Source organism: Streptomyces sp. AP-93 (assembly GCF_022808175.1).
Lineage (GTDB): Bacteria > Actinomycetota > Actinomycetes > Streptomycetales > Streptomycetaceae > Streptomyces.
Genome location: NZ_JALGBX010000002.1, coordinates 74,952 through 87,386, shown reverse-complemented (window position 1 = coordinate 87,386; position 12,435 = coordinate 74,952). Strand labels below are relative to the sequence as shown.

Here is a 12,435-nt window from a genome sequence, read left to right as displayed (position 1 = left end):
TTCACCCCATCCATCACCGATCTGCCCCCACGGGGGAGGCAGGGGGGATTCGTCATGAGCCCAGTCGTCATCGCGGTCGTGGGAGTCTTCGTGCTCCTCGTCCTGCTCGCCCTGGTCGTCGTCACGCGCTACAAGGTCGCCGGGCCCAGTGAGGCGTTCCTGATCACCGGCCGGCGCGGCAAGAGCTCCACCGACCCGGAGACCGGGCGGATCTCCACCGACAACAGCGGCCAGAAGGTCGTGGTCGGCGGCGGCGTCTTCGTCGTCCCCTTCGTCCAGCAGCGCTACACCCTGGATCTCTCCAGCCGGCACATCCCCGTCGCCGTACGCGGCGCGGTCACCCTGCGCGGCATCAAGGCGAACCTCGAAGGCGTCGCGATCGTCAAGGTGGGCGGCAACGAGGACGCCATCCGGGCCGCCGCCCAGCGCTTCCTCCAGCAGCAGAACGGCATCGTCGGCTTCACCCAGGAAGTCCTGTCCGGCGCCCTGCGCGCCATCGTCGGCCGCATGTCGGTGGAGGACATCATCCGCGACCGTGCCGCCTTCGCGGGGCAGGTCGCCGAGGAGGCGGAGGCCAGCCTGTCCGGGCAGGGCCTGGTCCTGGACGCCTTCCAGATCCAGGACATCACCACCGAGGGCTCCTACCTCGAAGACCTCGGCCGTCCCGAGGCCGCCCGCGCCAAGCAGGAAGCCGACATCGCCGAGGCCAACTCCCGCCGCGCCGCCGAACAGGCCCGCCTGAAGGCCGAGGAGGAGATCGCGGTCGCCGAGCGCACCCTGTACCTGCGCCAGGCGGAGATCAAGGCCGAGACCGACGCGGCAGCCGCCCAGGCCAACGCCGCCGGTCCGCTCGCCGAGGCCGACCGTCAGCAGCAGATCCTCGCCGAGCAGGAGAAGGTCGCCGAGCGGCAGGCCGCCCTGACCGACCGCCAGCTCGACACCCAGGTCCGCAAGCCCGCCGACGCCCGCCGCTACGAGGCCGAGCAGGAGGCGGAGGCCAAGCGCGTGGCCCGCGTCAAGCAGGCCGAAGCCGAACGTCTCGCGGCCATCGCCGCCGCCCAGGGCGAGGCCGAGCGCGCCCGCCTCACGGGTGAGGGCGAGAAGCAGCGCCGCTCCGCCCTGGCCGAGGCCGAGGCCATCGAGGGCGCCAAGCGCGGTGAGGCCGAGCGCGCCCGCCGTGCCGCCATCGCCGAGGCCGTGCGCCTGGAAGGCGACGCGGAGGCCGCGGCCATCCTGGCCAAGGGCTCGGCCGAGGCCGAGGCCATGCAGAAGAAGGCCGAGGCCTTCGAGGCGTACGGCGACGCGGCGATGATCCAGATGATGGTCGAGGCACTCCCGCAGGTCGTGGCCAAGGCCGCGGAACCCCTCTCCGCCATCGACAAGATGACCGTCATCTCCACCGACGGCGCGAGCAAGCTCTCCCGCACCGTCACCGACAACGTCGCCCAGGGCATGGAGCTCCTGAGCTCCACCACGGGCGTCGACCTGGCCCAGCTCCTGAGCGGCTTCACCGCTCCGAAGGCTTCCGCCGTACCGGAGACGCCCGCCCCCAACGGGAAGATCGAGATCACCGGCTGAACGCTTGCGACACCACCGTGAGGCCCGCTGCCGAGAAGCGGGCCTCACGGCCCGGGCCGCAGCTGCCCGAGCCGCCGCCGCCCCGGCGCGGGAGAATGGATCCGTGGCGTACGACGAAGGTCTGGCCCAGAGGATCCGGGAGCGTCTGGGCGAGCGGCCGGCTCACCGGCCCGCCCTCACCGAGAAGCGGATGTTCGGCGGCCTCAGCTTCCTGCTGCACGGCAACATGACCGTGGGCGTGGTCGGCGACGAGCTCATCGCCCGCGTCGGTCCGGACAGGGCCGAGAGCGCGCTCGCCCGCCCGGAGGCCCGCCCCATGGACTTCACCGGCCGCCCGATGCGCGGCTGGGTGACGGTCAGCGGGCCGGCCCTGGCCGAGGACCCGGTCCTGGAGTACTGGATCACGACGGCGCTGGCGTTCGCCGGCACCCTCCCGCCCAAGTGAGGGCGGTCCTCACCCGAACAGGCCGGGCCGATCGACGCGAGAACCTTCAGTGACCTGCGAGAAGTCCGCCGCTGAGGGTTCCGTGCAGGCGGGCGCTGTGCTCGTTCAGGCCCGTGATCTCGACGCTCTTGCCACGTTGGCGGTACTTGTCCTCGACGGCGTCGAGCGCGGCGACGGAGGACGCGTCCCGGACGTGGGCGCCGGAGAGGTCGATGACGACCTTGTCCGGGTCCCCGGCGTAGTCGAACTGTCCGACGAGTTCGTTGGAAGAGGCGAAGAACAGTTCGCCGGTGACCGAGTAGACCACCATGCCTCCGCCGGGGTCGGTCACGGCGGTGACGTTCGCCAGGTGCGCGACGCGCTTGGCGAAGATGACCACCGCGGTGACCGACCCGGCGACGACGCCGACGGCGAGGTTGTGGGTGGCGACCACACAGGCCACGGTCAGCACCATGACGGTGATCTCGCCGGCCGGCATGCGCCTGAGCGTCTTCGGGGCGATGGAGTGCCAGTCGAAGGTCGCGAAGCAGACCATCACCATGACGGCGACGAGCGCGGCCATCGGGATCCGGGACACGACGGGCTTCACGTTGATCATCGTCTGGCCGATCAAGGCGCAGCCGCCCATGCCGCCGAAGAACCCGGTGACGATGTTCGCGATGCCCTGCGACCGCGTGTCGGTGATCTCGTCCACCAGCTTCGCCGTCATCAGCGACTCCATCAGCCCGACCACCGCCATGGCCAGCGCGTACGGGGCGATGAGCGCCAGCGTGTCCAGGGTGAACGGCACGTCCGGCAGACCGGGCACCGGCACCGAGGACGGCAGGGCGCCCTTGTCCCCGACGGTCGGCACCGCGATCCCCGCGGCGACGGTGATCGCCGTGAGGATGACGATGGACACCAGCGGCGCCGGAACCGCCTTGGTGACCTTGGGGAAGAACACCATCAGTGCGAGCCCGCCTGCGAGCAGCGGGTAGACGGCCCACGGCACGTCCCGCATCTCGGGGACCTGGGCCATGAAGACGAGGATGGCCAGGGAGTTGACGAAGCCGACCATCACCGCACGCGGTACGAACCGGATCAGCTTCGCCACCCCGAGCGCCACGGCACCCGTGGCGGCGGAGATCATCGCCGGTCGCCCGCCGACGCACGCGATGACGACGGCCATGGTGAACGAGGAGAACAGCCCGATCGCCGGATCCACCCCGGCGATGACCGAGAACGAGATCGCCTCGGGGATCAGCGCGAGCGCGACCACCAGGCCGCCGAGCACCTCGGTCCGGAACACCTTCGGCGAGAGCCAGACTGGCCGCGCCGGCCGGCGAAGGCCGCGCGGGCGCGAGGGCCTGGAGACGGAGGTCGCCCGGACTCCTGGGGGAGCCGACCACGATGCTCTCCCAGGTCCCCCCCCAAACGATCTCCGCAGACGCAGAAAGGGCCTGACCCGCGATGCGGATCAAGCCCTTGACCTGGTCTTACGAAGTCGGGGTGGCGGGATTTGAACCCACGACCTCTTCGTCCCGAACGAGGTCCGGCCGGTCCTGCCACCTCGGACAAGGGCATTTACGCAGGTCACGCTAACAGTGTCGGCAGGTATGGGGCTGTGTCAGCGGGTCTCGGGGAGCGGTTCGGCTCCCCAACGGCTCCCACAGTTCGCGGGTCTGGCATTGGCTACTGACGCGATGCCGAGGGCTTCGCTCCTCCTGGGCCGGGACCAGGTGAACGGCGCCTGTCGACCAAGCGGTCCCGGCCGATACCGAGAGCCGGAGCCCGGTGGCTGGTCGCAGATGCCCGCTAGGGGAGTAAGGCTCCCAGCTGGCTCACGTGGACCGGGATGGCATCCTGGGAGCCAGTAGCATTGCGGGGAGCTCGATAACCCCCGTTATCGAGAGCCCGTGGCAGTTCCATGGAAGAGCGGCCGTAGTTTTTGGATACGCGGGAGGCGGTACCTGCCGACGGGGCAGTCAGGGTGTCCTGCGAACAGGATCTTGAAGGGGGGGGCGCCGTGGTTCACCGTAGGGTTTCCGTGCCGGGCTCATCTCACCCCTTTGTGGCTGTGCCGTACGTCTCCATGTCCGAGATCGCAACGCTCGCGCGGGTGAAGCGTCCCGTGGTCTCGACGTGGCGGCGACGGTACTCGCATTTCCCGGCACCCGTCGCGGGAAATGCCGGCCGGCCCTTGTTCGACGGCGGGCAAGTGGCGGAGTGGCTGATCTCCTCGGGTCTGGGAAACACCGACCATGCGGAGCTTCGTTCTGATGTGGCCCTCTTCGGCATCGTGGCACTGACGGACCGATTCAGTGGGTGGCAGCTCATTGAGGTCCTGGGCAGCCTGCTGTGCCTGCGCAGGCTCGACGGCCGCCCACTGGCCGGTCCTGACGTCGGCGCTGACGACGACGATGACCGGACGCTGTGGGCCGCGGTGATGCACCGAGCTGAGCGGATGGACGCCGAGGACGAGTTCGTCTTGCGCGAGCTGCGCTCAGTCGACGCTGCCGCCGCCCCGCTCGTCCGGTTCGCAGAGGACCTGGCTGACGCCGCCTACAACGAGCGAGGCGCGTACGAACGGCTGCTGGCTGCCCGCGCCCGGCTCGGCGTGGACGCTCTCGCCGCAGATGCCGTGTCCCCCGAGCTTCTGAGCCTGATCACCCAGCTCGCGGACCTGCGTGTCCGCCTGGAACGCGACCAATCGATAACCCTCGCCGACCCGCACGCACGCGCCGGCGACCTGCTTGCCGCGCTGCTGCGCGAGGCCGACGACTGCGAGAACATCACCGCCTTGGCCGCCGAGCCGGACGAGCGCCTGGCCCGCATCGCCCGTCGCCGCTTGCTGCTCGCGGGCGTCGACGAGCTCGCACTCGACGTGCAGACCGGCAACGACCTCGAGGAACGCCTCGCGGACCCCGACCTCATCGTGACTCAGCTCCCGTACCGCCCCGGTGAGGACCGCTCGGCCCTCGCCGCCCTTGAGGGCATCGAGCGCGTGGCCGACCTTCTCGCCTCCGGCTCCACGGCCCTCGTGCTGGGCCCCGCCGACGCCCTCGTCGACGCTCTGCGGGGCACGGAGGAGTCCCAGCTGCGGTCGGAGCTGCTGCGCAGAAATATCGTCGAGGCCGTCATCGCTCTGCCCGGCGGCGTGCTTCCCTACCGTCCCGGCTACCGTCCGGCTCTTTGGGTACTCACCCGCGACCCCGTCTCGGCAGCGGACGGCAAGGTCTTACTCGCCGACATCAGCGCCGTCTCCTTGACCGAAGACGTATGCGCCCGGCTGGCTGAAGACGTACTCCTCTGGCGCGCCGAAGGCTTCCGCGCACTCGACGGCCACGACCCCCGCTACGGACGCGCGGTGGACGTCGCTGTCCTGGACCGTTCCTTCGGCGGCCCGCTGACCCCGCCCGCGCCGCCTGCCTCCGCGATCTGGTCGCGCACGACGACAGAGCGTCCCGCACTTATCGCTGAAGCCGAGGCCTGCCTGGAGCGTGCGGCCGACGAGGCCGGGTCGTACGAGGACACGCACGGTCCGTACCGCGGGCGCGTGCTGCGCCGCGTCGGCCGGATGCCCCGGCGGACCACTCTCGGCGCGCTCATCGCCGAGGGCAGGGTGAGCAGGCTCAAGGGCCACCGGATCGACGAGGACCATCTCGTCCGGGACGGCCATCACACCGTGCTCGGCCCCGAGGAGATCACCGGGGCCGGCGCCGTCGGGGCGCGGCGCATGGACCGGCTGGTGCTGGCCACCGCGTACGACCGCGTGGCGCTCACCGAGCCGGGGGATGTCGTCTACACCCTTGCGCCGCGACTCGGCCTGTACGTCGACCACGACGGCTTCAGCGTGGTCGCCTTCCCGGCCCGCGTGCTCCGCGTCAACCGCGCCGCCGAACGCCCACTGACCCCGCGCGTGCTGGCAGCCCTGCTCGGCGTCGCCCGCAACACCGGCCGCAGCCCGAGCGCCGTGCGGGCCGCCCGCCGTATCGAGGACTACCAGTTGCCCGACCTCGACCCGAAGGACGTCGAGCGTTTCGACGCCCTGCTGGCCGAGATCCAGCGCCGGGAGCGGCTGTTGCGCGCGCAGGCAGACGCGCTCGCCGAGGCCAGGAGCCTGACGGTCGCCGGCCTCGCGGACGGCACCCTCACTCTCGACCGAAACGTGAACCAACCACCCTACGCAATGCATACCTTGACCATGGACGAGCTGTCGTCGAGCAGTCACGCAGGAAGAAGGAACGATGCCCCCGCGTAAGCGAGCCGCCGCCGGACAGGGCGAACTGCCCGGCGTCTCCAGCACCAAGGAGATCCAGGACATCCTGTGGAAGGCCGCGGACAAGCTCCGCGGTTCCATGGACGCCGCGCAGTACAAGGAGTTCGTGCTCGGCCTGGTCTTCCTGAAGTACGTCTCCGACGCCTTCACCGAGCGCCGCGAGGAGCTGGCCGCCGACCCCGAGCTGGCGGCCATCCCGGAGCACCGGCGGGCGGCGTTCCTGGAGGAGAAGGACGAGTACACCGAGAAGAACGTCTTCTGGGTGCCCCCGACCGCCCGCTGGGCACACATCGCGGAGAACGCGTCGAGCGCGGAGGGTGGCGTTGGCAAGCTCCTCGATGAGGCCATGGACGAGGTGATGAAGGCCAATAAGACCCTCACCGGCGTCCTCCCCAAGATCTTCAACCGCGACAACGTCGACCAGAAGCGCCTGAAGGAACTGGTCGACCTCATCAGCGATGCCCGCTTCACTGGGCACGGCGACCGACCGGCGCAGGACGTGCTCGGCGAGGTCTACGAGTACTTCCTGGAGAAGTTCGCCAGGGCGGAAGGCAAGCGCGCCGGCGAGTTCTACACCCCGGCGAGCGTGGTGCGGCTGCTGGTGGAGGTCCTGGAGCCGTACGAGGGCCGGGTGTACGACCCGGCCTGCGGCTCGGGCGGCATGTTCGTGCAGAGCGGAAAGTTCGTCGCGAATCGGCGCGGCAAGGACCACACGCACGACATCGCGGTATACGGCCAGGAGGCCAACGAGCGCACCTGGCGGCTGGCGAAGATGAACCTCGCCATCCACGGCATGGACCCGAAGGGTGTCGGCGAACGGTGGGCGGACACCTTCGCCGACGACAAACTGCCTGACCTCAAGGCCGACTTCGTCATGGCCAACCCGCCGTTCAACATGTCCGACTGGGCAAGGAAGTCGGACGACCCCCGCTGGCGGTACGGCGCACCGCCGCAGTCCAACGCCAACTACGCCTGGCTCCAGCACATCATCTCCAAGCTAGGTGACCGGGGCAGCGCGGGCGTCGTCCTGTCGAACGGTTCTATGTCTTCGAAGCAGTCAGGCGAGGGCGAGATCCGCGCAGCGTTGGTTGCGTCGGACCTAGTGGCGTGCATGATTGCGCTGCCGGGCAACCTATTCCGCACGACGGCGATCCCAGCGTGTTTGTGGTTCCTCGCTAAGGACAAGTCCCCGCAGGGTGCGAAGGCCTTGAAGGACCGCCGCAGCCAGGTGCTGTTCATCGATGCGCGTGCGATGGGCACGTTGGTTGATCGGACAGAGCGCATCCTGACGGACGAAGACTTGGAGAAGATCTCCGACACGTATCACGCGTGGCGGGGAACCGAATCTTCGAAAGAAAAGGGTATTTCGTACGAGGACATGGCTGGCTTCTCCTACAGTGCGACACTGGAGGAGATTGAGAAGCATGACTACGCTCTCACGCCTGGGCGGTACGTCGGGACAGCGGCGGTGCAGGACGATCCGGACGCGGAGCCTCTGGATGAACGCGTTGAGCGACTCACGAAGAAGTTGTTCGCACAGCTCGATGAGTCCTCACGGTTGGATGCGGTTGTGCGCGAGGAGCTTGGACGGATCGGATGAGCATGCAGAAATTGGAAGATCTGTGCGAACTCATCGTCGACTGCAAGAACCGCACACCTCCCGCAGCGCCTGAGGGGGAAGGGGTCGCGTTCTCCATCGGAACCCCTGACATCTTGGATGGGCGAATCCGACTTCAGAGCGCGAAGCGCGTCACGCAGGAAACGTACGAGACTTGGACGGCTCGGGCAGTACCGCGCGCCGACGATATTATTCTCACCCGAGAAGCGCCTGTTGGTCGTGTCGGCCGCGTCGAAGACGGGATGGTTCTCTGCCTTGGGCAGAGGACGATGCTACTTCGCCCCGACCCCAGCCGTACGGACGCGAGGTTTCTTCACTATTTCTTGCTGAGCGATGACGTCCAGGCGACACTTCATGGCCATGCTTCGGGTTCGACCGTTCCGCATCTTCGGGTTGCCCAGGTCCGCACACTCCCGGTTCCTTCCGTTCCGGACCTCGCGGTTCAGCGAGCTATTGGCCAGCTACTGGGGGCTCTGGACGAAAAGATCGCAGTCAATGAACGTGTCGCAGCCATGGGTCGTGAGCTGGGCCTGACACTTTTCGCTCAGGCCATCCAAAGCGGCGAACCAGTCGAGGTCATGGTCGAATCGGTAGCGACTGCACTTACTCGTGGTGTTGCCCCTAAGTACACGGATTCCTCGGATGAGCTCGTAGTGCTCAATCAAAAATGTGTCCGCGACGGACGCGTGAACCTGGAGCCGTCTCGTCTAACCCTGCGGGAGAAAGTTAAGACGGCAAAGTTGTTGCATCGTAATGACGTGCTTGTGAATTCGACGGGAGTTGGCACACTCGGCCGAGTCGCTCGATGGACCTCGGTCCTTGAAGCGACCGTCGACTCCCACATCACGATCGTTCGCTTTGACGAGCAACAGGTCGATCCTGTGTGTGCCGGATTTGCGATGCTGCTTGCCCAGCCGGATATCGAGGCGATGGGGGAAGGGAGCACTGGTCAGACTGAACTCCGGCGCGTTCAAGTAGGCGGGCTGGAAATCACCCTTCCTAGCCCTGCAGGGCAGAAGGAAATTCGCGCCAAGCTAGACGCCTTGGAAGGGCGAGCAGACAAGGCTCTTGCCGAGTCGCTGACCCTTGCCGCTCTCCGCAACGCCCTCCTTCCCCAACTCATGTCTGGCACGCTTCGTGTCCGCGAAGCTGAACGCATCGTGGAGGACGCTGTATGACCACCGTCAACGACGCTGCCAAGCTCGACGGCAAGATGACCGAGTCCACCTGGGAACATCTCGCTATGGACGAGCTCGGCCAGCTCGCCTGGGAGATCGAAGAGGGCAAAGCCATCGCCCCCGGCTCCGGGCATCGCAAGGATTGGGACGACCTGATCCTGCACGACCAGCTCCAGGCGGCCATCGAGCGGCTGAACCCCGAGCTGTCGGCCACCGCCGTCCACGAGGCGCTCCGCATCGCCACCGACCCCGCCTCCACCGAGGCCTACCCGGAGAACAAGCAGGCGCACGCCCACCTCACCGCCGGCGTCCGGCTCACCTACACCGACGAGTTCGGCGCCGAGCAAACCCCGACCGTCCGGCTCGTCGACTTCAACGACCCCGACGCGAACACCTACCTCGCCGTCAACCAGGTCACCGTCCGGGACACCGACGGCCGCCACCGCCGCTTCGACGTCGTCCTCTACGTCAACGGCCTGCCTCTCGCCGCCATCGAGCTGAAGAGCGCATCCGCCGAGAATGCCACCCTCAAGGACGCGCACGCCCAGCTCCAGACCTACGTCGCCGAGTTCCCCATCGCGTTCCGCTACAACGTCCTGAGCCTGGTCTCGGACGGCATCACCGCGAAGTACGGCACCGTCTTCACCCCGTACGAGCACTTCGCACCGTGGAACGTCGACCACGACGGCGACCGCGTCGACACCAACGCCCCCGACTACGACGGCCTGGAGGCGCTGAACCTCGCCCTCCACGGCCTGTTCACCCAGTCCCGCTTTCTCTCCCTCACCCGCAACTTCGTCAACTTCACGCCCACCGGCAAGCGCATCGCGAAGCCCCACCAGTACTTCGCGGTGACCAAGGCCGTCGAGGCGATCGTCACCGCCTCCCAGAGCAACGGCCAGGCGGGCGTCGTCTGGCACACCCAGGGCGCCGGTAAGTCCGAGGAGATGGTGGAGACCTCCGCTCTGGTCTCCCGCCATCCCGCCCTGAACAACCCCACCGTCGTCGTCGTCACAGACCGCAACGACCTCGACGACCAGCTCTACGACACCTTCCGGGACAGCCAGACCCTCCTCGGCCAGGAGCCCCGCCAGGTCAACACCCGCGAAGAGCTCCGTACCGAGCTGAAGAGCCGTACCGTCGGCGGCATCATCTTCACCACGCTGCAGAAGTTCGGTCTCAGCCAGGAGGAGAAGGACTCGGGCGCGGGCCACCCTCTTCTCTCCGAGCGCCGCAACATCCTGGTCGTCGTCGACGAAGCGCACCGCTCGCACTACGACAGCCTCGACGGCTACGCCCGCCACCTGCGCGACGCGCTCCCGTACGCCACGCTCATCGCCTTCACGGGCACCCCGATCTCGAAGGCCGACGCCGACACCCGCGCGGTGTTCGGCGAGTACATCGACATCTACGACCTCAAGCGGGCCGTCGACGACGAGGCCACCGTCCGCGTCTACCACGAGCCCCGCGTCATCGACGTGTCCCTGCCGCCCGACGTCGACCCGTCCACCATCGACGAGCAGGCCAACGCCCTCACCGAGGGCATGGACGACGCCGAGCGCCGCCGCGCCGTGCAGTACGCCGCCACCATGAACACGGTCTACGGCGCGCCCGACCGCATAGCGACGCTCGCAGACGACCTGATCTCCCACTGGGAGAAGCGTCGCGAGCTGATGAAGCCGGACATCGGCGGCCCCGGCAAGGCGATGATCGTCTGTGCGACGCGAGAGATCTGCGTCCGGGTGTACGACGCGCTGGCCGAGCGCCGCCCCGACTGGGCGAGCGACGAGGTCGACCAGGGCGTCATGAAGATCGTCTTCCACGGAGACCGCACCGACGAGGAGCACCTGCGCAAGCACGCCCTGCTCAAGTCCCAGCAGAAGACCGTCCAGGCCCGGGCCAAGAACCCGGAGGACGCGCTCGAACTGCTCATCGTGCACTCGATGCTGCTCACCGGCTACGACGCACCGCCCATCCACACGCTCTACATGGACCGCCCCATGCGGGGCGCCAACCTGATGCAGGCCCTGGCCCGCGTCAACCGCCGCTTCCGCGGGAAGCAGGACGGTCTCCTCGTCGGATACGCGCCGCTCACCGACAACCTCTCCAAGGCCCTGGAGGAGTACTCCCGCCAGGACCGGCAGGACAAGACGCTGGGTGCGGACATCTGCCGGGCCATCACCGAGGTCAAGAACGAACTCGCCACCATCAGGGGCCTGCTGGCCGGCTCGCGCTGGCGGGAACTGCTCGCAGACACCGCCCACCCCGAGCCGCGTAAGCGAGCCCTGCGCCTGACCTCCAACTTCCTGCGCGACCCGAAGACCCCGGGCAACAAGGTGGAACCCGGTACCAAGCCGCTGTCCGTCCGGTTCAAGGACAGCGCCGCCCGCCTGGACCGCTTCTACCGGATCTGCGCGATGAGCAAGGAGATCGCCGAGCGCTGCGAGGACTTGGAGGACTGGCGGCGCGACATCGCCTTCTTCAGCGAGGTGCGCGCCTGGATGATCAAGCTCGATGCCGCCGACCGCGAGGCCACCGGTCAGCCGGTGACCGCCGAGATCCGCCGCTACCTCGAAGCGCTCGCCGCCTCGGTCGTCGACGCGGACGAGATCACCGACCTGTACGAAGAGGCCGGGATCGGGCGGCTGGACATTACCCGCCTCAACGACGCCCAGCTGCGGAAGCTGGAGAACTCCGAGACCCCGCACCTGGTCGCCGAGGCGTTGCGCCGCATGATCGAGCAGAAGATGCGCGAGGTGACGAAGCACAACGTCGTCCGGCACGAGAGTTTCTCCGAGCGGCTGAACGACCTGATGACGCGCTACATGCTCCAACAGCTCACCAGCGCCCAGGCGATTGCCGAACTCGCGGCGCTGGCACGGCAGGTGTCGGACGAGGCCCGTCGCGGTGAGCGCTTCGACCCACCGCTCAACCACGCCGAGCTGGCCTTCTACGACGCGGTCGCCCATCGCGACATGGCCGAGCTGATGGAGGGCGGCGACGACAAGCTCGCGCAGATCGCCCGGGCCCTCGTTGCGGACGTCCGCAAGAACCTGTCCGTCGACTGGCTCTCCCGCGAGCCGGTGCGCGCCAAGCTGCGCACCCGCATCCGCCGGGTCCTGGCCATGTTCGACTACCCGCCCGAGGAGGAGCTGGAGGCCATCGACCTAGTCCTCAAGCAGATGGAGACCTTCGCGGCCCAGTGGGCGCCCGGCGCCAAGTAGTCCTCAGCAGGCGGGCCGTCATGCGGCCTGCCCGCCTGTTGAGGTCGGCGATCAGTCCCGCACGTGCGAGTTGAACGGAGGTGCCGTCGTCGCGGCAGCCCGCCGTCCCGGCCAAGTGCGCTCAAGGCACGCGA

At 68.2% G+C, this 12,435-nt stretch carries 7 protein-coding genes; 6 read left to right on the top strand and 1 reads right to left on the bottom strand.

Translation table 11 applies throughout. The annotated features are described in order from the left end of the window. Window positions 1-54: 54 nt before the first annotated feature. Entirely contained in the window at window positions 55-1,578 is a 1,524-nt protein-coding gene (locus MTF69_RS03510; protein ID WP_243330587.1) for a flotillin family protein, read from the top strand. A 103-nt stretch (window positions 1,579-1,681) separates the two neighbouring features. Beyond that, on the top strand, window positions 1,682-2,023 hold the full coding sequence (locus tag MTF69_RS03505; protein ID WP_243330586.1) for a TfoX/Sxy family protein: 342 nt from the start codon (window positions 1,682-1,684) through the stop codon (window positions 2,021-2,023). 46 nt (window positions 2,024-2,069) lie between these two features. Here the strand turns inward: MTF69_RS03505 and MTF69_RS03500 are convergent, their stop codons facing one another. Then, entirely contained in the window at window positions 2,070-3,311 is a 1,242-nt protein-coding gene (locus MTF69_RS03500) for a SulP family inorganic anion transporter (RefSeq protein WP_243330585.1), read from the bottom strand. Window positions 3,312-4,094: 783 nt separating this feature from the next. Here MTF69_RS03500 and MTF69_RS03495 point away from each other — a divergent pair. The 4 genes from MTF69_RS03495 to MTF69_RS03480 are packed head-to-tail and all read left to right on the top strand — an operon-like array spanning window position 4,095 to window position 12,301. Then, on the top strand, window positions 4,095-6,263 hold the full coding sequence (locus MTF69_RS03495) for an SAM-dependent methyltransferase (RefSeq protein WP_243330584.1): 2,169 nt from the start codon (window positions 4,095-4,097) through the stop codon (window positions 6,261-6,263). Continuing rightward, entirely contained in the window at window positions 6,250-7,881 is a 1,632-nt protein-coding gene (locus MTF69_RS03490) for a class I SAM-dependent DNA methyltransferase (protein WP_243330583.1), read from the top strand. Before MTF69_RS03495 ends, MTF69_RS03490 begins: the two co-directional genes overlap by 14 nt. Next, entirely contained in the window at window positions 7,878-9,077 is a 1,200-nt protein-coding gene (locus MTF69_RS03485) for a restriction endonuclease subunit S (protein ID WP_243330582.1), read from the top strand. The genes MTF69_RS03490 and MTF69_RS03485 overlap by 4 nt, the downstream gene beginning before the upstream one ends. Then, window positions 9,074-12,301: a type I restriction endonuclease subunit R gene (locus MTF69_RS03480; protein ID WP_243330581.1), complete on the top strand. Its 3,228-nt coding sequence runs from the start codon at window positions 9,074-9,076 to the stop codon at window positions 12,299-12,301. Before MTF69_RS03485 ends, MTF69_RS03480 begins: the two co-directional genes overlap by 4 nt. Window positions 12,302-12,435: the final 134 nt, after the last annotated feature.

What these genes read in the sequence shown, in the direction of transcription:
- MTF69_RS03510 (WP_243330587.1), top strand. Translation starts at nt 55, where the DNA reads ATGAGCCCAGTCGTCATCGCGGTCGTGGGAGTCTTCGTGCTCCTCGTC.
- MTF69_RS03495 (WP_243330584.1), top strand. Translation starts at nt 4,095, where the DNA reads ATGTCCGAGATCGCAACGCTCGCGCGGGTGAAGCGTCCCGTGGTCTCG.
- MTF69_RS03490 (WP_243330583.1), top strand. Translation starts at nt 6,250, where the DNA reads ATGCCCCCGCGTAAGCGAGCCGCCGCCGGACAGGGCGAACTGCCCGGC.
- MTF69_RS03485 (WP_243330582.1), top strand. Translation starts at nt 7,878, where the DNA reads ATGAGCATGCAGAAATTGGAAGATCTGTGCGAACTCATCGTCGACTGC.
- MTF69_RS03480 (WP_243330581.1), top strand. Translation starts at nt 9,074, where the DNA reads ATGACCACCGTCAACGACGCTGCCAAGCTCGACGGCAAGATGACCGAG.